The 24,594-nt window shown below is 59.7% G+C and carries 19 protein-coding genes; 10 read left to right on the top strand and 9 right to left on the bottom strand.

Translation table 11 applies throughout. From position 1 onward, the window contains the following. Positions 1-2: 2 nt before the first annotated feature. The 3 genes from HLH21_RS11810 to HLH21_RS11800 form a co-directional block, all read right to left on the bottom strand. On the bottom strand, positions 3-3,068 hold the full coding sequence (locus tag HLH21_RS11810) for an efflux RND transporter permease subunit (RefSeq protein WP_182943955.1): 3,066 nt from the start codon (positions 3,066-3,068) through the stop codon (positions 3-5). Next, on the bottom strand, positions 3,065-4,135 hold the full coding sequence (locus tag HLH21_RS11805; RefSeq protein ID WP_264811533.1) for an efflux RND transporter periplasmic adaptor subunit: 1,071 nt from the start codon (positions 4,133-4,135) through the stop codon (positions 3,065-3,067). Before HLH21_RS11805 ends, HLH21_RS11810 begins: the two co-directional genes overlap by 4 nt. Before the next feature lie 93 nt (positions 4,136-4,228). Continuing rightward, the gene (locus HLH21_RS11800; protein ID WP_182943954.1) at positions 4,229-5,749 is read right to left on the bottom strand and encodes an efflux transporter outer membrane subunit; all 1,521 of its coding nucleotides are present in this window, start codon (positions 5,747-5,749) and stop codon (positions 4,229-4,231) included. 153 nt (positions 5,750-5,902) lie between these two features. On the opposite strand from HLH21_RS11800, the gene HLH21_RS11795 reads away from it, so the two are divergent. Next, complete coding sequence (locus tag HLH21_RS11795) at positions 5,903-6,265, top strand: ArsR/SmtB family transcription factor (RefSeq protein WP_182943953.1); 363 nt, start codon at positions 5,903-5,905, stop codon at positions 6,263-6,265. 27 nt (positions 6,266-6,292) lie between these two features. On the opposite strand, the gene HLH21_RS11790 is transcribed toward HLH21_RS11795, so the two are convergent. Then, complete coding sequence (locus HLH21_RS11790; protein WP_182943952.1) at positions 6,293-7,015, bottom strand: DsbA family oxidoreductase; 723 nt, start codon at positions 7,013-7,015, stop codon at positions 6,293-6,295. Positions 7,016-7,076: 61 nt separating this feature from the next. On the opposite strand from HLH21_RS11790, the gene HLH21_RS11785 reads away from it, so the two are divergent. Beyond that, on the top strand, positions 7,077-7,775 hold the full coding sequence (locus HLH21_RS11785; RefSeq protein WP_246379643.1) for an alpha/beta hydrolase: 699 nt from the start codon (positions 7,077-7,079) through the stop codon (positions 7,773-7,775). Between the two features lie 212 nt (positions 7,776-7,987). Here the strand turns inward: HLH21_RS11785 and HLH21_RS11780 are convergent, their stop codons facing one another. Both HLH21_RS11780 and HLH21_RS11775 read right to left on the bottom strand, forming a co-directional pair. Further along, positions 7,988-9,301: a DUF5623 domain-containing protein gene (locus HLH21_RS11780; RefSeq protein ID WP_182943951.1), complete on the bottom strand. Its 1,314-nt coding sequence runs from the start codon at positions 9,299-9,301 to the stop codon at positions 7,988-7,990. A gap of 492 nt (positions 9,302-9,793) precedes the next feature. Then, positions 9,794-10,387, bottom strand: coding sequence for a glutathione S-transferase family protein (locus HLH21_RS11775; RefSeq protein WP_182943950.1), 594 nt, complete (start codon positions 10,385-10,387; stop codon positions 9,794-9,796). 109 nt (positions 10,388-10,496) lie between these two features. On the opposite strand from HLH21_RS11775, the gene HLH21_RS11770 reads away from it, so the two are divergent. The 5 genes from HLH21_RS11770 (at position 10,497) to HLH21_RS11750 (ending at position 16,570) form a co-directional block, all read left to right on the top strand. Further along, positions 10,497-11,051, top strand: a complete 555-nt coding sequence (locus HLH21_RS11770) for a TetR/AcrR family transcriptional regulator (RefSeq protein WP_182943949.1) — start codon at positions 10,497-10,499, stop codon at positions 11,049-11,051. Further along, entirely contained in the window at positions 11,048-11,566 is a 519-nt protein-coding gene (locus tag HLH21_RS11765; RefSeq protein ID WP_220789790.1) for a GNAT family N-acetyltransferase, read from the top strand. Before HLH21_RS11770 ends, HLH21_RS11765 begins: the two co-directional genes overlap by 4 nt. Beyond that, positions 11,560-12,564 carry a zinc-binding dehydrogenase gene (locus tag HLH21_RS11760; RefSeq protein WP_246379641.1) on the top strand — a complete coding sequence of 335 codons (1,005 nt, stop codon included), beginning with the start codon at positions 11,560-11,562 and terminating at the stop codon, positions 12,562-12,564. The genes HLH21_RS11765 and HLH21_RS11760 overlap by 7 nt, the downstream gene beginning before the upstream one ends. A gap of 135 nt (positions 12,565-12,699) precedes the next feature. Then, positions 12,700-15,213: a DEAD/DEAH box helicase family protein gene (locus HLH21_RS11755; RefSeq protein ID WP_182943948.1), complete on the top strand. Its 2,514-nt coding sequence runs from the start codon at positions 12,700-12,702 to the stop codon at positions 15,211-15,213. 70 nt (positions 15,214-15,283) lie between these two features. Then, positions 15,284-16,570, top strand: a complete 1,287-nt coding sequence (locus HLH21_RS11750; RefSeq protein ID WP_182943947.1) for a hypothetical protein — start codon at positions 15,284-15,286, stop codon at positions 16,568-16,570. 163 nt (positions 16,571-16,733) lie between these two features. On the opposite strand, the gene HLH21_RS11745 is transcribed toward HLH21_RS11750, so the two are convergent. Further along, positions 16,734-18,518, bottom strand: a complete 1,785-nt coding sequence (locus HLH21_RS11745; RefSeq protein WP_182943946.1) for a recombinase family protein — start codon at positions 18,516-18,518, stop codon at positions 16,734-16,736. A gap of 12 nt (positions 18,519-18,530) precedes the next feature. Next, positions 18,531-18,725 (bottom strand): hypothetical protein, encoded by a 195-nt coding sequence (locus tag HLH21_RS11740; protein WP_182943945.1) that lies wholly within the window; start codon positions 18,723-18,725, stop codon positions 18,531-18,533. 392 nt (positions 18,726-19,117) lie between these two features. On the opposite strand from HLH21_RS11740, the gene HLH21_RS11735 reads away from it, so the two are divergent. After that, on the top strand, positions 19,118-21,184 hold the full coding sequence (locus HLH21_RS11735; RefSeq protein WP_182943944.1) for a ParB/RepB/Spo0J family partition protein: 2,067 nt from the start codon (positions 19,118-19,120) through the stop codon (positions 21,182-21,184). 119 nt (positions 21,185-21,303) lie between these two features. On the opposite strand, the gene HLH21_RS11730 is transcribed toward HLH21_RS11735, so the two are convergent. Next, positions 21,304-22,026: a hypothetical protein gene (locus HLH21_RS11730; protein WP_182943978.1), complete on the bottom strand. Its 723-nt coding sequence runs from the start codon at positions 22,024-22,026 to the stop codon at positions 21,304-21,306. A gap of 385 nt (positions 22,027-22,411) precedes the next feature. Between HLH21_RS11730 and HLH21_RS11725 the strand changes: the two genes are divergently transcribed. Together HLH21_RS11725 and HLH21_RS11720 are read left to right on the top strand one after the other, a co-directional pair. Then, entirely contained in the window at positions 22,412-23,374 is a 963-nt protein-coding gene (locus HLH21_RS11725; RefSeq protein WP_182943943.1) for a serine/threonine-protein kinase, read from the top strand. Positions 23,375-23,540: 166 nt separating this feature from the next. Next, positions 23,541-24,461 (top strand): restriction endonuclease, encoded by a 921-nt coding sequence (locus HLH21_RS11720; RefSeq protein ID WP_182943942.1) that lies wholly within the window; start codon positions 23,541-23,543, stop codon positions 24,459-24,461. Positions 24,462-24,594 lie beyond the last annotated feature (133 nt).

Genomic DNA, 24,594 nt, shown 5'->3' with positions numbered 1-24,594 from the left:
TGTCACACCGTCTTGCTGCGGCGCGGCCTGATGACCGTGTAGACCGAGGGCAGAACGAACAGCGTCATGGTCGTGCCGACGATCATGCCGACAACGATTACCGTTCCCAGTCCGAAGCGGCTGTTCGCGCCCGCACCGGTAGCGATGACCAGGGGCGCAAGACCTACGACCATTGCTGCTGTGGTCATGATGATCGGTCGGAAACGGATGGCGGCGGCCGTCTCGATTGCTGTCCTGCGGTCTACATTGTCACGATGAAGGATCTCGTTTGCGAACTCGACCATCAGGATTCCATGCTTGCTGACCAGCCCGATCAGCGTAATGAGTCCGATTTCGGTATAGATATTTAAGGTCGTCACACCGAGGGCGAGTGGAATAAGGGCGCCGAACACGGATAACGGCACACTGACGAGGATGATGACCGGATCGGTGAAGCTGTTGTACTGAACCGACAGGACGAGATAGATCGCAATCAGTGCGAAAAGGAATGCAAAAATCAGAGCGCTCCCTTCCTGTACATACTGGCGTGAGTCAGACTGCCAGTCATAGCTGTAACCGGGCGGGAACTCCGCCGCCTTTGCCTTCAGGAAGCTCACGGCGTCACCCATCGTCACGCCTTTGGCGAGAATGGCCTGGAACGTCGCCGAGTTCTGCTGGCCGAACTGGGGCAGGCGGTTGGGCTCGACATCGACCCGCACGCTGGCCAGGGCCGATAGCGGTAACTGACGGCCGTTCTGGTCGCGCATGTAGTAGGTCTTCAGGGCGTCAGGTGTCAGGCGGGACAGGGGAACAGCCTGTGGGATCACGTCATAGGACCGGCCATAATAGCCAAAGCGATTGACGTAGTTTTCCCCGATGAGCGTATTCAGCGCGTTGCCGATTCGCTCCATACGGATCCCGAGCGCATTGGCTTTGGTCCGATCGACCGCGACCCGGACAACCGGATTATCGAAAGCAAGGTCGCTATCGACCACGGCAAACAGACCGCTTTTAGAGGCTTCTTCCCGCAGGTGTGACATGACGCCGAAGACATTGCGATAGCTGTCATCACTGCGGACGACCATCTGAACTGGCAGGCCGCCGGTTGAACCCGGTAGTGCCCCCATCTGGAACACGAAGACGCTGGTCCCCTGGATGGAAGCAACACGCTGTTGCAGGTCCATCTGGATCTGATCGGCGTTACGCCTGCGCTTGCCCCAGTCGTCGAGATTGACACCGCCAACGCTGTTGGCGATCCCGTCAATTCCGTTCATCTGCCAATGGCTATGGCCTTCCGGGATTTCAGACATCTTCTCGTAAAGTGTCTGGGCGTAGGTCTCGACATAATGAAGATTGGCATATTGCGGAGCCTTGACGGCCGTATAGACAATGTCCTGGTCCTCATTGGGTGCCAGTTCGCTCTGCGAGACATGCAGCATGACCGGAATAAGAAGGAAGATTACCGCCGCCGTGCCGAGCGGAACCCAGCGATGCCGCAGCGAAAAATCGAGCACTGTTTCATAGCGCGCAGTCATGAAGCCGAAGACACGCTCGGCCATCCGTTCCATGAAGCCTTCCTTCTCTTTCGCTTTGAGCAATTTTGCGCTCATGAGCGGCGACAAGGTGAGTGCGACGACACCGGAGACGATGACGGACCCGGCCAGCGTGAGCGCAAATTCCCTGAACAGCGTGCCCGTCAGTCCGCCCATGAAAGCGATCGGGGCGTAAACCGCTGTAAGTGTGAGGGTCATCGCGACAACAGGGCCTGCCACCTCACGCGCCCCGAGTAACGCGGCGTCGAAGGGGGATTTGCCCTCTTCGATATGGCGATGGACGTTCTCGATCACGACGATGGCGTCATCGACCACGAGCCCGATCGACAGCACCATCGCCAGCAGGGTGAGCAAATTCAGGCTGAACCCGAAGGTGTACATCAGCCCGACGGCGCCAAGTATCGAAAGGGGAATAGTGGCGATCGGCACGATCACCGCCCGCACGGTACCGAGCGAGAGGTAAATCACAAGGATGACGATGAGCAGCGCCTCAATGAATGTTTCGGTCACTTCATCGATCGATGCCTGAATGAAATGGGCGGTCTCGTAAGGGACGCGGACATCAATGCCCGGCGGAAGCGTTGCCTTGAGTTTGGGCATGATCTCGTTGAGACGCGAGATGATCGTCAGCGGGTTGCCCGTTGGCGACGGTTCCAGGCCCACGAAGATCGAAGGACGTGGTGTTGGCTTGCCATTCGGCGGCCGAAGCGTGCTGGTCTGTGAACTGGTGTCCGTATTGTCCGGCCCCAGTTCTGCACGCCCGATGTCCCGCACCCGGATAACCCGGCCACCGGTCGAGCGCAGCACCATATCACGGAATTCCTCGACCGTTTTCAGATCCGTGTTGAGGTTGATATTGCTGATCGTATAAACGCCTCGGATCCGGCCGGGTGCTGCCTGGAAATTGTTCTCCCGGATGGCCTGCGCGACATCCTCGCCCGTCATGTCGTTGGCAGCCAGCTTCTCTGGGTCGAGCCAGAGGCGCATCGAAAGGCGCTGCTCTCCGAAATAACTGATCTCGGATACACCCTCTATGCCCGAGAGCATCGGTGCTGCGACCCGGTGGATATAATCCGAGATTTCGTAGAGAGGCCGCGTCGTACTGGCAAAACCAATATAGGCGACGGCGGTGAAGCCGCCCGAGGTGCGTTTGATGACCGGATCATACGCGCCTTCCGGCAGGCGGTATTTGACCGCGTTCACTTTGGACATCACGTCGGTCAGGGCGCGCATGGAATCATAATTCAGCATCATGCGCACCGTCACCACGCTGAGGCCCTGCGTGGTGGTGGAGGAAAGATAATCGATGCCCTCGACGGACGCGACGGCCTCGCTGATCGGCTGGGTCACGAAGCCCTGCATGAGATCCGATGATGCCCCCGGATAGCGGGTCGAGATCAGGATCGTGGAGGTTTCGAGGGTCGGATATTGACGTGTTGCGATGGAATTGAAGCCCTTGATCCCGAAGAGAACAATCAGGATCGTCACGACAATCGCCAGGACAGGCCGCCGAAGGAAGCGATCAGTAAAACTCATTGTGCCAGCTCCCGCAGGCCGGCCAGAGGCAGGACTTCCGGAATCTCGCGCACCTTCACGCCGGTGACGAGGCGGTTCTGGCCGCTGGTTACGACACGGTCGTCCGGCTTCACCCCGTCATCGATAACCACCCATCCGTTGCGGCGGTCGCCCGCGCGTACAGCCGTCGCGGTGACGGTCGGACCATCGGTGGACGGCTGCTCGACGAAAAGCGTCTCTCCGTAGGCGGTATAGGTGACGGCGGTTTCCGGGACCACGAGGTGTGGCGCCACCTTCGCGGCAATGGAGACATGGGTGTAGGTGCCCGGATGCAGGTCGGCCGGCGGCGCGTCGAGCAGGGCCTGAATGGAGAGCGTATGCGAACCGTCGATGCGCGGGTCGATGGTGGTGACCGTGGCGGTGAAATCCTGCCCCGGCGTCGTGTCGAATGTCAGGTGGACGGTCTGCCCGAGCTGCACGCTGGCTGCGTTCTCCTCGGCGAGGATGAAGTTCACTCGCATCCGGGCGTAGGACGTCAGCGTGGCGATGGCATCACCCGGATTCAGATACTGGCCGAGATTGATCTGTCTGATCCCGACGGGGCCGTCGAAGGGCGCGCGGATATGCTTCTGGTCGATCACCGCCTGCACTCTGGCGACATTGCCTTTCGCGGCTTCGAAGCGCGCCGTGGCTGTCTCCAGATCCTCGTGGCTCTCTACGCCGGTGCGGATGAGAGAGCGGGCACGGGCGAGATCAGCTTCGGCCGCCCGCAGTTCGCCGCTCTGGCGGATCAGCTCGCCCTGTTCCGGCGCGTCATTGAGGACCAGGAGCAACTGGCCTTTCCGGACGGTCGCCCCGGAATCGAAATCCAGTTCGGTGATCCGGCCGGCGATTTCAGGGGAGAGCGTTACCCCCTGGAACGGCTCGACCTGACCGATCGTCTCGATATGGGCGGCGAAAGGGACGGGTCTGACCGGCCAGACGGAGACCGCCGTTGCCGGAGTGTCGGCAGCCCTGCCTACGGCGGGCAGGGACATCAGCACCGCGAGAGCGGTGGCATGGTGCCAGGGGACGGAGAAGCGTCGCACAGATATCTCCCGAAGTTATTGTTATACGCGGATATACGTACTTAAAGGGCTGGGAAGTCCGGATTTGGGGGATGAAACTGAGTCAGGTGCCGGTCATCGCGCGGCGAGTCGGACGGATCGCCACTGATCGGGTGTGACATGGGCGTCGGCCAGGCCACCGCCCGTCGCCACCAGGATCCGTATCGTCTGACGGAACATCTCGGTCTGTGCCCGCACCGTGTTCTGGCGCGCGAGCAGAACGAGCCGGCGGCCGTTGATCGGCTGGAGGATGGTCTCCCGGCCCGCCTGATACCCGGCCTGGCTCAGGGTCAGCGCATCATCGGCCGAGGTCAGGGCCTGTCGCTGGTTGTCCAGTTCCGTCGATGCGTTCTTCAGGCCGTTCAGGCCATCGGCGACTTCCCGGAAGCCGTTGATGACCACTGACTGATAATGATCAAATGCGATCCGGTAATCCTCTTCCGCCTGTTTTTTCCGAGCCATGAGAGTGCCGCCGTGAAAAAGTGGCAGAGCGGTACCGCCGATCAGGCGCCATGCCGCGCCGGCGGGGCCGCCCATCAGCCCCTCGGCGGCGACGGCCGCGCTGAGGGTCAGCCGGGGATAGAGGTCGGCGGTTCGGACGCCGATTTCGGCATTCGCCGCCCGCATCATGGCTTCGGCGCCAATGATGTCCGGGCGGGCGTGAACGAGTTCGGATGGCACCACCACAGGGATGTCTGGCGGAAGGCTGAAATCGGCGAGCGTCAGGATCGGTGCGGTCCAGTTGGCGGGCGAATGCCCGGTCAGGACGGCAAGGGTCGTTCGCGCGGCTTCATGGGCGTTGATCAGCGGCGGCAGGAGAGACTGGTCGTGCGCCAGTTGTGCTTCGGCGCTCACGACATCCAGCCGGGGTCTCCTGCCCACCTGCCAGGCGAGTGTCGCCAACCGGAGCGTTTCCCGGTCGGTGTCGATCACACCCCGGATCACGGTGATCTGGTCTGCTGTCGAGGCGACTTCAAAGGCGGTCAGGACTGTATCACCGATTACCAGCAGCATCGTGACATCACGGCGCTCCCGTTCGGCATCCTTCTGTGCGCCGGCCATCTGCACCAGTCGATGATTGCCGCCGAAAATATCCGGGTCATAGGAAACGTCGAGACCGGCTGAATAGGCGGAGAAGGTCGGGAAGGTCCATGCCCAGGGGCCGAACAGGGCGGCCCCGTATTCCTGACGCCCCTCGGTGCCGGTGGCGTCGATCTGGGGCATCAGGCTGCCTTGGGCAGCATGGAGCCCCTCAACGGCCTTGCGCAGGTTGGACTGGGCTGCCTGGATCGACCAGTTGTTCCGACGTGCCTCGGTGACGAGGGCGTCCAGCCGGGGCGAGCGAAAGAGACGCCACCAGTCCGAACCCGGCTTTCCGGCAGCCTGCTTCGTGGAGTTGGCCGAAGCGACGGCCGCTGTTTCCGACCAGGTTTCGCCGAATGTTGCGGCATCAGGTGGCTGGGGGGTCTTGTAGGTCGGGCCGACTGTGCAGCCTGTGAGGCCCGGCATCAGGGCAACGAGAATCAGCTGGGCCGCGCGTGATGCGGCGGCGACCCGCTTTGGCCTTTGGGTAGGGGGCAGGAAATTGGGTGGCAAGGGGGCCTCCGGTCATCATGAACGAGTCTCATTGATACGAATATAGACGTACATACGGATTAAAGGCCAGCCTTATCGAGACACAGGCTTACGACGGGGCTTGGAAGCAGCGTTTTCTTGACCCGCTCCCATGATACGCGTACCAATCCCCGCATGATCGCACGCCATCCGAAACGCGAGGATATCCGGCTCGACGCCGTGCTGACGGCATTGGGTAATCCCATCCGCCTGGCTGCGGTGCGGACGATTGCCGTAGGGGGCGAACATCCCTGCTGCGATGTGCTGCCGCAGATTCCAAAATCCACCATGACGCATCACTGGCGCGCCTTGCGTGACAGTGGTGTGGTCTGGCAGCGCCATATCGGTCGGGAATACCGTCTTGAATTGCGACGCGAGGATCTGGACAGCCGCTTTCCCGGTCTGCTGGACTCCATCCTCGGTCCGCTTGTCAGCGATCCGCTGACGCAGGAGACGATCGCCGAATACGACCGCTCCCGCCAAGGCGCGCGTGCCTGACGGAAGCGCGGGCGGGACGGCCTTTGCTCAGGGAGTGCTGGAGCCGGAAGGGGGGATGACGCATCCCGTGCTGTCGCAGGTCATACCGGTGGTAGGATTCTCGGACACTGTTTTACGTGCCTCGTTCCATGACTGGCGCAGGGCGGCCAGCAATTGTGCTTTCGGCTGAGCGCCTGAAAGAGCGTAGGCGCCGTCGAAGACAAAGAAGGGCACTCCATGAACGCCCGCCTGTGACGCACGGGTTTCATCACGCCTGACATCTTCGGCGAAGTCGCTGCCCGTCAGCGTGGCGCGCACGGCGTCGCCATCAAGACCGACATCCTGCGCAAGGCCGACAAGTACGTCATGGTCGGCGAGGGGGGAGTTGTCGGTGAAATAGGCCCGGAACAGCCGCTCCGTCATGTCCGCGCCGTGACCGTGCTGTTCGGCGAATTTGGTCAGCCGGTGTGCGTCGAAGGTGTTGGTGTAGCGGACCGAGGCATAGCGCATGTCGAGACCGCATCTCTCGCCCATGGACGTGATATGGTCGATCATGGTCTGGGCGTCGCTCCGGCTTTTGCCGTATTTCCGCATGATGCGGTCGAGTGTTGTGGTGGTCACTGCCGGACCTGATGTCGGATCGAGTTCGAAGGCCCGGAAGACGATCTCGACTTCGCGGGCATGTTCGAATTCGGCCAGGGCGGCTTCGAGAAACCGCTTAGCGATATAACAGTAAGGGCAGGCATAGTCGGACCAGATTTCGAGTTTCATGACAGCCTCCGCATCCTTGATAATGTACGATTATACCCGTACCATGGTTTCATCAAGCGTCATGAACGTCGATGAGAAAGGGGAGCAGGGGATGAAGCCGCTGAAAGCGCTGGAGGTCGAAACCGGACAAAATCCCGTCGCGTCGATCATCCTTATTCACGGCCTGGGTGCGAGTGGCCGGGATCTGGCGCCCATTGCCCAGGCGCTCGACCTGCGCTCCATCGGCGCGGTCCGGTTCATTTTTCCCAACGCGCCCGTCCGACCGGTTTCGGTCTGTGGTGGTGAGCGCATGCCGGCATGGTATGATCTTCTCGCGCCAAATTTGCTTCTGCGGGAAGATGAGCCGGGGTTACGTAATGCCCACGCCTATCTGGCGAGCCTGATCGACCAGGAAGTCGCGCGCAGTATCCCGTCTCGACGCATCGTGATCGGCGGGTTTTCCCAGGGCTGTGCGATGTCGCTGATGACAGGGCTGCGCTATTCGTCGCCCTTGGCTGGGATTGCTGGTCTGTCCGGCTATCTGCCGCTGGCCGGGCAGACGGGAAGGGAGGCAACGGAGGCGAACCGGGCAACGCCGGTTTTTTTGGCGCACGGTGAGGGCGACACGGTCGTGCCGCTGGCGGCGGCTCGCCTCGCGCGGGATTGGCTGCATGCCGAGGGGCATGACGTTGCCTGGCATGTGTATCCGATGGCGCATGAGATTATCGGTGCGGAGATTGTTGATCTCAATGTGTGGTTGGTGAATTGCCTTTCATCATGACAGAGCTGACGTAGCAGCTTGCTGGCATATATAGCGAGCTTGGATGATTTCGTCCGGAACATCCAGAGTAATGAAAGAAGTAAGACCAGATTTTTTTTGGACTGTGAATTCAGCTCAACCGAATAAAGACGCAACATACTGGAATGATTGAATGCGATCTTACAATTGAATCTTGACGACAGCGCAGGATTCCCTGCGCTGTCGTCAAGCTGTCAGTTATCAATGGTCTTCATCTTGTTGACCAATGTAGCTGACATTTCGATGCGTCGGATCTGCTGACGAAGTGGTGCACAGTCTTGATAGGTCGCTTGAAGCTGCCCTTTGAGTTCGACTAGTAATGCGACGATGCCATCGCGCGACTTAGCTCTTCCATTATATGGATCAGTCTCTTGGGGCTGATGATAATAAACATCAAAAAATTCGGAACCTTCAAGCTCTCCGGGTTTGATTTCGAAACTCATCCAGCCTTCAAGCGTGGAGCGGAGTGAACTCAAGCGGATGTGGACACCGTCTGGCAACATACCTGACCAAAGTATAGCTTTAATGATCCTTCCGGCATGGATATGTCCTTCGATGCCTAATGCACCAACCGGACGTCGGGTCCGAGATCCAGGTTTATAGCTACAGGGAAGTGAGGTTGTACTGGCTCTAGGAATAACTGTGGCTTGTGATCGGGCGCGTCGAATATCTTGGGGTGTGTCCGCCATGGGACTGACGAACATATCCCACGATAGCACGGATTCCCCGGTCCAGTTTTTCTCAAGTAGTGGCGGGGGCATATTATTGATTTTCTTTGTCAGGGCATCAAGATCATAGTTCGGTGAGTTTTCTGTCGCAATGTAAAGATCGCATTCGTAGGGATTATACATCCCAGCCCAAGAGGTTTTAGAAATGCTCCATCTATGTCGTATTGCCCATTTGGTGCGTTCTAAGTCGTCAGGTGCGCCTTTATATGGTTCGTCAACCAATATGAACTGTCCTATTGTTGGATCAATCCATCTGGTTGCATGATCGTTGTTTGGCAGGTTGTCTTTGGATGATCCGTCAGGATAATTTTTACGGTGATTGCGACAGGGGCGTAGCCCTGTATATTCCATGAAGCGTAGCGAGCGCTCTGCGGTGCAAAGACGCTCTCTGGCACGAACCTGAGTTTGCGCTAATGTGTCGCATACGAAATGGTCGTCTGCGACCATCCGAAGATCACCAAACCCCCGAGCATATTTGAGCGCTAATTTATCGCAGATGTGGAGGATTGGCTTTGAGAGGCTGATGTTAAGAGTTTCGCGTCCTATGTTCTGTGGTTTTTTCTCATCGCGCCAGTAAATCGTCAACAATACATAAGGCCGGGCACACATAACGGCTCGCGCAGGTAAAACTCGACGAGCATTCCGGTAATTCGAGCAATTGGCGGCTTGAGCTGCACGATCAAGAGCTGCGGAATGCTGAATTCCGCTCTTTTTCCGGATTTCGATAGCAAGACGTTTAACGCCATCGATTGTTGTAGGACGCACACTACGATTCAACATGGCGATACTCCTGGCTTGAATTTACAAGCGTCACTCGCCAACCGCCTTTCAAGCTCGAACGCCAGTTGAAAGGATGTTTCAAAAATCTTTTACAGCAATGCTGCCAGCAGCTTCGGAACGGCGAGTGCCATGCTCATGCCAAGAGCGTCTTCAACGATATATGGAATGTCGTCTGCGTTCAAGCCTGTCCGATGGGATGTCGCGATTCAATGTTACGGTTGCCAGAGAGGTGTCGCCACTTTGTAGTTGCCTCACAAAGTGCGGCTACCGGGGCTTGGTAGCTTTCCTCCTACAAATTTTCGACGGTGACACAGCCGCTTCGCCAGAAAACAGGGTGGTGCGACCTTATTGGGTGAAGTGCGTCATTGGTTAGTGCATTGATTGCCCGTTTCGCGGAGCCCGGATGGAAGCAGTAGAGCATACTGGGCGATCCACTGATGGCGGTGCCGACGCATGGGAAAGTTTTCCTGAATGTTTATATAAATAATTACTTCACAGACCCGGCATGGGGATGAAGCCCGGCAGATTCCGCATGCGCCCGAGCCAGCGTCCCAGGGCCGGGTAAGGGGTAAGGTCAATACCACCTTCGGGCGCCAGTGCGAGATAGGGAAAGAGAGCGCAGTCAGCGATCGTAGGGTGACCGAGCGCAAACCAGTCCTGTGTCTCGACATGCTCATCAAGCAGCGGCAGGAGTTTGTCGGTCCAGCGCATGGCGGTGCCCATATCGAGGCGGTACCCGAATTTCCGGATCAGACGGGCGGCGTTGGGGCCGTTGCGTACCTCGCTGGATGCCACTGAAAGCCATTGTGTGATGATGGCTTGCGACCAGGCATCCTCTGGCCACCAACTACGGTCCGTCAGTCGACCGGCGAGGTAAACCAGGATGGCCTGGGAGTCCCGGAGTGTAAGGTCGCCATCCACCAGGACGGGGACTTCCCCAAACGGGTTCAGTTTCCGAAAATCTGGATCATGGTTCTCACCCGACGCAAGATCGACGGGAACGAGGTCCAGCTTCGTGTTGGTCAGGGCCGCGAAAAGTCGGATCTTGTAGCAGTTTCCGGAGACGTCCAGATCATAGAGAAGCATCACGAGGTCTCCTGTGACCGGAGATAAGAGAGTAGGAGGCGGACGGGACTTGTCCGGCATCATTATGCGCCCTACTGTGACGAACGACCGTTCGTGAGTCAAAGGCGAAATGAGAGAACCCGTTCCTATCCACCGGATCGTTGTCGAAGCTCGCGAACTGTTTCGCGAGTACGGCTACGAAGGGGCATCCATGCGCGATCTGGCCGATCGCGTGGGTTTGCGTCCGCAAAGCCTCTATACGCGCTTTTCGTCGAAGGAATCGCTGGTACGCGAGGTGCTGGCCCTGACGCTCGACGATGTGCTGGTCGATCTCCCGGATCCTGCGACGGACTGGCGTGCTGCCTGGCGGACGCTGATCGGACGGATTGCGGAGACATTCGAGGCGAGAGGGCGCTGCGTGGGACTGCATCTCGCGTATGGCGTGACGGCGCAAACACCGGACGCTCGGGACGCGGTGCGAGCGTTTTTCGCACGGTTGCGCGATGCGATGGCCGGGATTCTGGAAGCCGGGAAGATTTCCGAACCGGCGTCCGTCGCGACGGATACCCTCGCGCAACTCGAAGGGGCAACGCTCTGGATCACGACCGAGGGTGATATGGAACCTCTCCGGCATGCTGTGGAGCGTGCCTTGCGTGTTGGTGACCAGGAAGGGAGAGCCGTGTGATCGAAACCGAAAGATTGCGCCTCTCGCTCCATCAGATGAAGGATTTCTACGATCTGCGCGCGATGTGGAGCGATCCGGATGTCGTTCGACACATCAGCGGTGTTCCATCGTCGGAACAGGAGTGCTGGTTTCGCCTTCTTCGCTATCGGGGCCTGTGGAATTTTCTGGGTTATGGATACTGGTGTGTCCGCACGAAAGCGGATGGGCACTATGTCGGCGATGTCGGCTTTGCTGATTGGAAGCGCGATATCGAGCCACCTCTGGACACTGTGCCGGAAGCCGGCTGGGTTCTGGCGCGCTGGGCGCATGGCCAAGGATTTGCGACCGAAGCCCTTCAGGCCGCTCTGGCGTGGATGGACGGGCGCGGCGTGGACCGCACGGTCTGCATCATGGCGCCGGAAAACGGGGCATCCCGGAGGGTGGCGGAGAAATGCGGATATTCCCTGAAGGGCAATGTCCGTTTTGGGGATCGGCCGACGGTGCTTTTGCAGCGTGACAGGAGACATCAGTGGTGAACGCACACGCATCCACATTCCGCGTTTGGACCTGGCAGGCGCCGGGTGAGCCTGAGCAGCTTCGGCTGGAAATGCGGGGTGCCATTTCGCCAGGACCGGGTGAGATCGTCGTGCGCAATACCATGATCGCGCTCAATCCCGTTGATTGGAAAGTCATTGCCGCCAGTCCCGACGGATGGAGGCCGGGGCATGTGCCGGGCGTGGACGGTGTCGGAATCGTCGCGGAGGTCGGCGACGGCGTGAGTATCCCCCTGGGAACGCGGATCGCATATCATCAGGGGCTCGGCAAACCGGGTAGCTTCGCGGAATATACGATCGTGGGTGCCGATTGCGCGCTCGTTATTCCCGACGGTGTCAGCGACGAGAGCGCCGCCGGAATTCCGTGTCCGGGGCTGACGGCGTGGCAGGCGCTCGCCAAGGTACCGGATATGCCGAACCGGGATGTACTGGTGACCGGGGCTGGCGGCGCTGTGTCGCTGATCCTGACGCAACTGGCATTGCGTCGGAACTGGCGCGTCTGGGCGACCGCGTCGCCGGTTCATCGCGAACGGCTGCTGGCGCTGGGCATTGCCGGTACGTTCGATTATCGCGATGAGGCTTGGCGTGCGCAATTGACCGTAGCACTCGGGTCGCGCCGCCTCTTTGCTGTATTCGACACCACGAGCGGGGCGTATGCACGCGGTCTGGCGCCACTGGTGGGGTATAACGGACATCTGGTCTGCATTCAGGATCGGCTGGAATCACCGCCTCTGCCGCCGTTCACGACGGCGCTGTCCCTGCATGAAGTCGCACTGAACAGCGCGCACGGCCATGCGACGGTAGAGGATTGGCGGGAGTGGCGCCAGGCCGGAGCGCACGTGCTCGACGCTGTCCGGATTGGTGCCCTGGATCTCCAGCAGCATATAGTCACCGCGTTCGATGACCTGCCGGCAAGCCTCTCTGCCCTGAAGCACGGGCGCGTCCGGGGGAGGAAAATCCTTGTGCGCACTGAGGCTTGAGGCCGTCATGCCGCGCGCCCATCGCTCGTCTATCACCGCACGCCGCCAAAGGAGTTTGGCAAAAAACAGATAAGAAAATCGTTGGCCTCAGTGCGCCGCTAGTCCATCTTCCGAATAAAAGGAGAGGCAAGGTTGATGGACTTTTCAAAGCTCGGCAGTGCCAAGAAGGCTCAGGCGCCGACCGATCCGATCCGAATCTTTGAATCACTGCCAAGCTTGTCTGGCACGTTCAATGATCTGTGGCGCGGCCAGGACAAGGCGCTCACCGAATGGCATGCCGCCCGCGACCGGCAGGACGTATTAGTTTCGCTCAATACAGGCGCGGGCAAGACGATCGTCGGCCTGCTGATTGCGCAGAGCCTAGTGAACGAAGGCCTGCAGAATGTTCTCTACGTTTGCTCGACAATCGATCTGGTGCGCCAGACCGCCGAAGAAGCGAACCGCATCGGCATCGATCATTCGACCCGTGTTCGGAAGGGATTTTCCAACGACTTATTCGAGACCGGCAAGGCCTTCTGTATCACGACTTATGCCGCGCTATTCAATGGCCATAGCGCGCTGCGTAATCGATTCTTCCCTCAGGCGATCATCTTCGACGATGCGCATGTCGCCGAGAGTCTCCTGCGCGACGCATTTACGCTGCGCGTGGACGTCTATGACCATGAGGAATTGTTCAAAGAGATCGCCGAGTTGTTCAAGCCGCATTTCCACGAACTGGGCGTTGCTGGGCGGTTCCGTGACGCGCTCGATCTGTCGCGGCATTCGACCGCGTTCGTCGCGCCGCACGGCCTCTACGAGCGAAGCGAGCGCCTGCTCGAGATCCTTCTGCGGCACGGGATCAAGGACCATGACGAACTGACCTATCCGTTCGCCTGGCTCGAAGACCGGATCAATGCGTGCGCCGCAGTGTTCACGCGCGGTGCATTCGAGCTGACGCCGCCGTTCCTGCCTTCGCTGGCGCTCGACATCTTCCAGCAGAAGGTCAGGCGAGTCTATCTCTCAGCGACGCTGCAGAGCCAGACTGAATTCATCCGTGCGTTCGGTCGCAAGCCTGACGTCACGGTCACGCCGTCGAATGATGCCGGCAACGGCGAGCGCCTCATCGTCAGCGGCCGCAAGGTCAAGAACGGCTTTGGCCCCGAGTTCGCGGAAAAGCTGGTTGAGACGCAGAAAGTCGTGATCGCGGTGCCCGACTACGAGCGCGCTAAGGCTTGGGCGAAGGTCGCGGAGCCGCCGGCGCGGGAGGATTTTTCCGAGCTGCTCGACGCGTTCCGTAAGGGGGGTGAGGGCGCGTTCACTCTGGTGTCGCGGGTCGACGGCATCGACCTGCCGCACGACACCTGCCGGATCATGATTATGGAGGGACTGCCGTCGGGAACCTCGCTGCTTGAGCGTTACCAGTGGGAGTTTCTGCGGATGAATAACGTCCATGCAGTGCGCGTCGCCAATCGACTTGCGCAACTGTTCGGGCGGATCAATCGGGGCCGCAACGACTATGGTGCCTTCCTCATTCAGGGCGACGACCTTGACAAATGGCTCGGCAACGACCGCAACCTCGCGCTGCTGCCGCCGCTCTTGCAGAAACAGGTGCTGATCGGGCGTGAGGTACAGGAGGCGTTCGGCATTGACAGCCACAAGCAGGCCATTGCGCTGATCGAGCGTGTGCTAGGCCGCGACGAAGGCTGGCTCGACTACTATCAGCGCGAGGTGAAGCTCGCTGAACTCGACCAGGACCAGCTCGCCCGGCACAACGCGGCCGAGCCCTTCATGGTGGCAGCGGCGCTCAGCGAAGCCAAATATGCCGCGGCGATGTGGCGCGACGATCCGACAAGCGCTAGGCGGGAGCTGGAGAAGACAGTCGATACCACGGCACAGCACGACACCCCGCTCGGCGGATGGCATGCGTTATGGCTCGGCGCTGCTTTCGAGCGCGAAGGCGATAAAGATGCGGCGCGCACTGCCTACGGGCAAGCAATGCGCCGGCTCGGCAACGGTATGACGTTGCCGTGGCCGATGCGGAGCACAAGCGACAAGGCAATTCCCGAGATGAATGCCTTCGGCCGCTCGCTTCAGGGGCTGCTCTGCTACAGCAATGGCAATAAGTTCGAAGCGGAGGTGAAAATGATCGTACAGGCGCTCGCTCTCATCGATCAAGGTCATCCCAGGCAGGCAGAAGCCGGCGTGCGCGCGCTCGGCGAACTGCTCGGCTTTACCGCGACGCGGCCCGACAATGACGGAGACACTGGACCCGACGTACTGTGGCGCGACGAGGCAAAGCCGCGCCAGCTGGGGTTCGAATTGAAGACCGACAAGAACGACCCGGCAACCTATTTCAAGAAGGACATTTCGCAGGGTCACGATCATCTCGAATGGATGACACAGACTTATCCCGATTACGACATAATCGGCCTAGCCTTTGTCGGCCCGGCCGGGAAAGCGCATTCCCGGTCCAATCCTTCGGCCGTCATGAGCTTATGCCAGCCATCGGCGTTGGCAGCGCTGCGCGACGAACTGCTTGCACTGATCGAAGACCTGCGCAAGCGCACGCCGATGGAACGGCTGATCGCGATCAGCAAGGAAACGGAAGATGGCCGCTGGGACATCGAGAGCATTTTCAATCGTCTCAATCCAACACCCATGCTCAAGTAAAACCACGCTGTTGGCTCATGCTCGTTTGTTATAGGATGAGACCTCGCATTAACGAGGGCCAGCGTATCACATGACAATCTCGAATGCGGGCAAAGCGGTCGACATGATGTTGGACGCCATGTTCTGTCAGCGCACTTCCGGTCGGCGGCAACATAGCTTTATGTATAATAAGCCGGGCGGGATACCTTTCGTAGGCGGAGCTGGTTTTGAGGTGAACTACGACGATCGGCGATTGCTGAAGGCCGCGCTCTTCATGCGTCGCAATGCTGCCCCGCATCTTGGATCGCTATCGGTGGGGGACGTCGAAAAGGCGTTAACGGACTTCATCCGCGATAACTTCTGGATTATCGGTAATGAAGCTTGGAATGGCTGTCTACTCGGCGCCGGCCAAGCCCGAGACGCTCCTTTCTCGGAGTTCGTTTCGGTCAGCACGAAAGAACGCTTGGTCGAAACAATTGTCGTCTCAGACCTCTTCGTTGAACCCCGCCAGCTTGTCGCATTTCCGTTAGTGACGGTGCGTGTGGAGGAGGAGTTCGAGTGCTCCACATTCTTTCTCGTGAGGGCGGATGGCCTGAAACTTAGCCGAATGCCTCCCGGCTATATCGACGCTGATCTGCAATCCGATAGCTTTCCTCCGTTCCGCCGGTGGGACGGCATCCGCCGATCGCCATCGTCATGGCTCGGTGTTTGGGCAGGCACAGCGGAGGTCGCAAAGCGGCATAGGGCTGCCATTCTCGGCGCTATGGCCCTCCTTCCCCACCGCCTGGAGCGATATCTGTTTTCCGGTCGGACGTTGTTCGGCGGCTTCTGCACGTTCGCAGGCTCGCTCAGTGTTACGACTGGAGACCCGCATACGCCACCACTGTCAGAGGATATCGTTATCGGGAAAGCTGATCACGAGTGGCTGACAATCCTAGCGGACAAGCTCGTCTCGCCAACAAAAATCGAGAAGCGGCAGATGCGTGCGCTAGAATATTTCTATCGTGCGTGGGTGCCTGATCCTACGCGCCGCTTCCCTACATTATTCGGCGCGCTCGACGCGATCTACGGGGATGCCGGGAAGGCGACACAAAGCGTAATTGAAGCCGTTGGTCCGATCATGGGCTCGGCCTACGACTACGATCGCTTGAAACTCCTGCTCGGTCTCCGAGCCAGCGTCATCCACGGCAGCGCGCCGAACGTCTATGAATCGAGCGACTATCACAAATATTATGAACGCTACGAAGAGGACGCGACTCGCGACCTCGAACTGATCGTCGCACGATGCCTTCAAGCAGTAATCTTCGGAAGCGCCATGCAGGAGCGGCCGCACACCCATGCGGTACTTATCAAACATCACACGGGGCGCGATGTCTGAAGGAACGCAGCGGGTGGTCGTGTGTTGACTGCTGATGAGTAGACCGCTTCAGCGTGGACGATTTTGTCCCGTGCAAGTCCGCTTTGAGGGCGGAAGCTGATATAGCTCTGGGTAAATAAACTCTACGTTTTATGAGGGCAGGGGCCATTTATTTCAGTAAAGGTCATGCATGGGCAGAAAAAAGACCGTTAAAACAGCCTATTAATCCCGCTTTGCTCTCAACTTGCGATTGCCGCAAGCTGAGAACCAATCCTGTCCCCGCAACCAACGACGCTTGCGAATGACCATTCGCAACATTTTGCCGGGATCGTGGTGTGCGGTTCCCCGCAACCAACGATACTTGCGATATGAACGCATCAAGAACGCCACTGTCCGGATGGACCGTGGCGTTTTTCTTGTGCGCCGCGAACTGCAGGATCGCTGCCAGATCGCCGCGCAGGATGATCGCCAGTTCGCCGTCGGCCGGCTGGAGCGTGATCTGCGAGACGAGCGTGCGCAGGCGCTCGGCCGCCTCGGTCTTCGTCTCCTCGGCCTGAAGGCTTTCATAGAGAGACGCGATCCGCTGCTGATAGATCTCCGCCATGTTCGGATGGAGAAGGGGAGGCGGCTCCTCCGTGTTGGCCAGACGCTCTGTAAGTTCGATTTTGCGCGCCTCCAGGGCGCCGATCTTATCCTTGAGCTTCGCGCCCGGAACGCCGTCGAGGATGGCCTGGATTGCCTTGTCCAGTTCGCGATCAATGCGAGGCAGCTCATTTCGCATCGCCACGAGGTCGGCGCCCAGTTCCATACGCATGCGGTTCACCTCGCGAGTGAACTCGTTGCAGAATTCCTTGAACAGGTCCGGTTCCATCAGATGCGTACGCAGCCCGCTTAGAACCGATGCTTCGAGCGCGTCGCGACGGATGTTCAGGCGGTTGTCGCAGGTGCCCTTGTTGCGCGCCGTCGTGCAGCCGAGCAGGTCTTTCGAGATCATGCTGTAGCCGCCGCCACAGCAGCCGCAGCGGATCAACCCGGCAAAGAGATGGCGCGGACGGCGCCGCTCACTGAGCGCTTCGTTTCCCCGTTCCGGCTGGCTGAAGGTTGTTTCGGCCTGGCGTGTCTTCACGGCGTCCCACAGATCCTGCTCGACGATCCGCAATTCCGGCACCTCCTGGACCACCCATTCGGATTCAGGATTGAGACGGGACACACGCTTGCCGGTATCGGGATCCTTGAGGTAGCGCAGACGGTTCCAGACCAAGCGCCCGACATACATCTCGTTGTTAAGGACGCCGGTGCCGCGTTCCCGATTGCCATGAATGGTGGACGGTCCCCATTCGCGCCCCTGCGGCCCCGGAACGCCGTCCCGGTTCAGTTCCATGGCGATCGTGCGCGAGGACTTGCCCCGCGTGTAATCGGCGAAGATCCGCCTGACTGTGCGGGCTTCTTCCTCGTTGATGGTCCGGTCGCCGCGAATGCGCTCACCCCTGGCGTCAAACTGGCGCACCACGTCATAGCCATAGGAATTGCCACCGCCGGACTTGCCGTCCTCGACGCGTCCGCGCAGCCCTCGCCGGACCTTCTCGGCCAGATCCTTGAGGAACAGGGCGTTCATGGTGCCCTTGAGGCCGATATGCAGGTGTGTGACATCGCCCTCGGAGAGGGTGATGATCCGCACGCCGGAGAAAGTCATCCGCTTGAACAGGCCGGCGATATCTTCCTGGTCGCGCGACAGCCGGTCCATGGCTTCGGCCAGCACGATCGTGAAGCGGCCGCGCGTGGCGTCCTGGATCAGTTCCTGTATGCCGGGGCGGAGCAGGGAGGCACCCGAGATCGCCCGGTCGGTGTAGCTGTCGACGATCGTCCAGCCCTGTTTCTCCGCGTGAAGCCGGCAGAGGCGCAACTGATCCTCGATCGAAGCATCACGCTGGTTTTCGGACGAATAGCGGGCATAGAGCGCGACTTTCACAATCCCATCTCCCTAATCCTGGAGATCGCGTCGCCTCGCGGCCTCCACTTCAGCGTTGACGAAATCCCGTGCGGCCTGACGGGCCAGAAGCCGGACCAGACTGACCAGCCGTGGATCGGCCCCACTGCGCAATGGTGTCACGTTGGCGTCCGGGGCGTCGAGAACGAGCCGCACCCTGTCCGCTATCGTATCGCGTTGGCGTGCCATCTTCCCGTCCTTTCTGCATGGACCTGTGCCTGGCTCTGAAGGCACTGTGGATGTCGGACGGGACGTGCGTGAACAGAAAAATACGCGGAAACAAAGAGATGTTCCGTGCAGAGAGGGCTTCGGGATAGTCGCGAACACGCGCGGCTATCGCCGTCGGCACTGTCACAAATTGGTGAGGACGCGACTGTAATAGTCGTAATGTATCGCAGCTTGTATCGACTCGCGGGTTGGTTGGCACGGACCTGCGTTCCGTAAAGCCGTCTCTACGCGGTTCCGTGAATGCGATCCGGCGTCTGGTGGGGCCGGAAGAGAGGAAGAGGAAAGTGGGGTTTTCGTGACGGATTCAGGGGTGGGAGAGAGGCTTCCGCCCGTCCGTCACGGAGTGTCCCGCCATGGCGAGCGCCATCCAGAAAATCGCCCTCAATGCGTCCCGTGATATCCCTTTCAACAAGCTGGTGCTGTCGCAGTCCAACGTGCGGCGTGTGAAGGCCGGCCTGTCGATCGAGGAACTGGCCCACGATGTCGAACGTCGGGGACTGCTCCAGAGCCTGAACGTGCGGCCCGTTCTTGACGGCGAAGGGGCAGAAACCGGGTCATACGAAGTGCCGGCCGGGGGCCGCCGGTTCCGCGCTCTCGAACTGCTGGTGAAGCAGAAGAAACTGGCGAAGACGGCCCCGGTGCCCTGTGTCGTGCGCGAGGCCGGCTCGACCATTCTCGCCGAGGATGATTCCCTGGCTGAGAACGTCCAGCGCGTGGCCCTGCATCCGCTGGACCAGTTTCGCGCCTTTCGCGACATGCTGGAGAAGGGCATGTCCGAGGAAGAAATCGCTGCCGCGTTCTTCGTCGTGCCGGCCGTGGTGAAGCAGCGCCTGCGCCTCATGACCGTTTCGGACAAGCTGCTCGATATCTACGAGCAGGATGGCATGAAGCTGGAACAGTTGATGGCGTTTTCCATCAGCGATGACCATGCCCGTCAGGAACAGGTCTGGGAGATTATTGCCCAGAGCCACAATCGCGAGCCCTATCTGATCCGCCGCATGCTGACGGAAAAGACCGTGCGCGCATCGGACCGCCGCGTGCGCTTCATAGGGCTGGAGGCCTATGTCTCCGCTGGCGGCCACGTCATGCGCGACCTGTTCGAAGCCGACGATGGCGGATGGCTGGACGATCCCACCTTTCTCGATCGGCTGGTCATGGACAAACTGGCTGGGGCGGCCGAGGAGATCCGCGCTGAAGGCTGGAAATGGGTCGAGACGGCGCTGTCCTTCCCTTGGGGACACACGCGAGCGTTTGTGGAGATCGACGGCACGCCGGTTGTGCTCTCGGAAGAAGAAGCGGCCCGTCTGACCGCTCTGCACAGCGAGCAGGAGGCCATCGAGGCGGAATACGTGCAGGCCGATGAATTCCCCGAGGCAATCGACGCGCGTCTTGGCGAGATCGAGCAGGCCATTGAGGCGCTGGAGGAACGCCCGGTGTCCTTCGATCCGGCGGACATGGCCCGCGCTGGAGCCTTCGTCAGCCTGGATACTGACGGCACGCTGCTGGTCGAACGGGGCTTCGTCCGGCCGGAAGATGTGCTGGCGGAACCGGAGGAGGGCGCCGCCAGCGCCGAGGGCAGCGGTGAAACGCTCGCCTGTGAGGACGACGAGGGGGCCGCAATCAAGGCATCCCCGTCTGAAGGCGAAAACGCCCCCGACACCGAGCCCGAGGAAGAAGATGGGCTGAAGCCGTTGCCCGACCGCCTGCTGACAGAGCTGACGGCCTGGCGGACGCTGGCCCTGCGCGACGCGTTCGCGGCCAATCCGCACATTGCCCTGACCGAACTGCTGTATACGCTGGTGCGCGATCTCTACTGGCAGGTCTCGGGCGCGGACTGCCTGGAAGCCTATGTCCGGGACATCCCGCTGCGGGTCCACTCGCCGGATATGCCGGGCAGCATTCCGGCGCACGCCTTGCGCCAACGCAATGAGGGCTGGAAGCACGACCTGCCGGAGGATGAGAATGCGCTCTGGCAGTGGCTGGATAGGTTGGATGATACCAGTCGCATCGCGCTGCTGGCGCATTGCCTGTCCTTCGGGGTCAATGCGCTGTATGAATCCTCCCATGGTCCGTCTCTGGCGCGTAGCATCAGGGAGCGGCTGGCCCGCGCCGACCGGCTTGCCATCGCGCTCCGGCTCGATCTGGCCGAAGCGGGCTGGCAGCCGACGGTGGAGAACTATCTCGGTCGCGTCACCAAGACGCGCATCCTCGAAGCCGTGCGTGAGGCGCGGGGCGACGAGGTCGCCGACCGCATCGCACATTTGAAAAAGGCCGACATGGCGCAGGCGGCCGAAAGGCTGCTTGAGGGCAGCGGCTGGCTACCCGAGGCTCTGCGGACGGCGCATGCGCCGGAGCAAACTGAAAGGGAGGAAGGGGCGGCGCGCATGACCGACAGTCCTGATGCGGTCGCAGCCGAGTGAGATCTGTTGATGAGTATCATGGGCGGCTTCCGGTCTCCGGGAGCCGCCTTTTATATTGGACGAGGCTGTATCCGGGCGCAGCCGCTGCAACGCGCACCCGCGTTGGCGGCCGGTTGGAGTCAGTGACGGGTCGCCGGGAGCAGGTGTCGATCCGTCTCGAGTTTGAGGGCCGCTGGCCATAAGGGCGTTTTGGTATAGAAATCCCGTCTGCTGAAGCCGGAGCCTGTTCGGTGCTCGTTGAGCAGTCCTGCCCAGCACAGCGGTCGCAGGACATGGATGTAAAGACTGGCGGTCAGCTTGAAATCACGGTGATGGATTTCCTCTTCCTCGCCTCCGTAGAGAACCGCGCATAGCCGTTCTTCGGTGACGGCAACCTGGGCCTCGATATTGATGACGTTGAGAAAGATATCCCAGTTGCCGAACAGTGGTTCATCGCTTCGGGTGTAAGGACTGTGGTCGACGACAAAGAGGAGGTGGGTCGTCAACAGCATCCAGAGCCGGGCAGGCTCCGATTTGAGCTTTTTCGCCAGGTCAGTCAGCCGCAGGGTGCCCTTGAAATGCCGTGCGAGCTTGGCGCTGAGCAGAACCTCATGCAGGATCACCAGTGGTGGGAAATCGTGTTCATTGAGGACTTTATTGAGGGCATAGAGGTCTTCGACCCTATAGTGGGGCCAGTCAAATGCCTCGGCGGCCCACGCGATAAAATAGCGCTTGAGCGCCTTGGTGGGCGTGAGGCCGATCGGACCGTTTTCCTCAATATAGCCGATCGTCAGCAGCGCGGCCTTCAGGATGAGGGCATGCGACAGGGAGAGGTCGGTGTCGGGCGAACGAAATGGATTCATCACATAAACAATGAACCAGGTCGGTGCGAGTTGCCAGTCTGGCTTTGCCACGCAGGGATGATCTCCGTCCCGCGTCCTTCATTGTAATGTCGGTTATCGCCTCATCTCTGCCATTTCCAGGTTGCTGCCGTTCTCCTGAAATCCGCCGCTCCTGAGTTCCCAACCATCGGCGTGGTCGGGGCTGGAAACGGAGCGGCGACATTTTGTGCATCAACCCAGTGAAACAGACGTTCGGCGGTCTCAGGCATGTTGGCTTGACCACGGCGTACGTCTAGCGTGTCGAGCGTCTGACACGACCGAAGCAAGAGCCGTTTGGGGCGCATTGTCGTCACTATGCGACTCGCATCGACGAACGAGGAAGTGAGCTTAATGCCAAGGGGGCTGCATGGCGGAAGAAGAATCTACCACGAAACTTGAAGCCGCTGAGAAGGATTTTGACTCCTTCTTCTTATCTCATCTGCAGTCTGTGAAATCTGCTAAGGGAGAATTCTACCTTAACCAGAGATTTGTGGGAAAGGGTGGAAATGGTACAGCTTTTCTTGTCACCTGCACTTCTGGCGCGCATCAGGGGACGCAATTCGCTCTGAAAGTTTTTCACAAGATCAGCGACCGGAAGCGTCGCGATCGGTTCTTAGATGAGATCAAGCACTATCAAACCCTAAAGCATCCAGCGCTGCTCAGCATCTACGATACGGGAACCTATAAGTCCGGCGACCGCGAGTATCCTTTTGCTGTGGTAGACTATGTGCCCGAGAATTTCGAGAACGTTGTGGGCATTGGGACGCCGCGCCTTACGCGGCTAGAGGCGCTCCGCTACGTGTACAACGTAGCGTCGGGAGTGGCCTATCTTCATAGTCAAGAACATCCGATCGTCCACCGTGACATCAAGCCGGCGAACATTCTGGTGCATGGGCAATCGGCACGACTTGGAGACCTTGGTTTGGCAAAAGTGCTGATGGCTGATGGCGGGAAAGAAGAGGCTGACGAGGTTGCGGCATATGCTGCCATGCCCTTTTTTCACCGAACCCCAGAGCTTGTCGCGATAGCCAGAGGTGAACAGGTAGACTTAAGTCCGGCTTCGGATATTTATCAGCTCGGGCTGGTACTCTATCGCTCACTAACCGGATTTAACCCACAGAAACGACCGCAAGCAGTCACCGACGATATACATCTGGATGTTCGGCAGCTGGCAGGGGCATCGGGGGCTCGCTTGGACGCCCTCGTAGAAGGAATGCTGAAAAGCAACGCATCTGATAGGCCATCTGCAAAGCAGGTGTTGCAACAGCTTAATATTATTCACTCTGAGGTATGCAACGCTGATTTGAACGCGACAGGCATGATGAGGTAACGCGTCATCGCGCAATGAGGCCTTCTTGGAAAAGCGCGAAGACATCTAGTCAATCTCGGGACATGGGCGACGCAATGGTCTGCGTGGCGAACAAGAAAATCAGGAAAATAATGTCGAGATCACGCCTCAGCTAATCCCAGCCTCACAAGATACTAAAGGGACCCACATGGCAGCGTTAGAGTTTACTGAAATCCCATTGGCACAGAGTGGCCCCGACAGGGACCGCTTCGAGCTTTTTGCGCGCGAGTTTCTCATTGCTGAAGGCTTCAGGATCGTTGAGCAGCCCGACAGAGGCGCCGATGGTGGCCGAGACATCATTGTCGAAGAGGATCGGCTAGGGCCAGGTGGCGCGAACGTGGTGCGCTGGCTGGTGAGTTGCAAGCACAAGGCGCACTCGGGCACTTCCGTTACCCCCGCCGACGAGCCGAATGTCCGCGACCGCCTCGGTACTCATCGCTGCCATGGCTTTGTGGCGTTCTACTCGACACTTCCGAGCAGCGGCCTTGGCCAGACGCTGAGCGCCCTTCGGCCGCCGCTCGAATATCTGCAGCTTGACAGCGACGCGATCGAGCGGAAACTGCTGGACAGCCCGCGCGGACGAGTGCTCGCCGCGCGCTACATGCCACGTTCTTTTAACCGATGGATTCAGGCTTCGCACGCGGCGGCGCTCCCCTCATCCCCGTCGACGGACCCTCAATACAGCGCCAATAGGTTCTTCCTGCGACCGCCCCATGACGACCTCAAGTCAGCGCGAGCCGAGGCAGCGGAGCGAGGCGCAATGGTGTTCATAGTAGTCTACGATCCGGACCACCCTACGCGTAGCAAGCTCGACTTCTCGCTGGGCTACTTCATGGAATACCAAACCACCAAGCGGCTGGTAGACCAGCACTTTGTGGCCGTGGTGGGGCCGAGCAATGACCCGGCGCTTGGTGCACTCGTGCCCGAGGACAATCCGCTAGAGCTGTGTCTCTGGGTGGTATTAGCGCCAGACGGCGAGATTCTGCGCCGCGAGGGCGTTTATGCGAACCCAGACGAGGGCATGAAGCGTGTCCGCGCCGTAGTGGCGCAGGTGGAGGCCTCTCGATGATTGGCCTTACGCCGAAACTCGTCAACCAGATGAAGGACAGCTTTCCAGCGTAGTGGTCGGAAACCTGCCAGTCCGTTTCCCCCCCCCAAACTGCCCGTTGGATTAACGGAAACGGAGCAAGCGGGCGGCAGTC

The organism is Gluconacetobacter johannae, from assembly GCF_014174305.1.
Classification (GTDB): domain Bacteria; phylum Pseudomonadota; class Alphaproteobacteria; order Acetobacterales; family Acetobacteraceae; genus Gluconacetobacter; species Gluconacetobacter johannae.
Note: the sequence above shows the minus strand (reverse complement) of the source record. Positions and strands in the feature narration are given on the sequence as shown.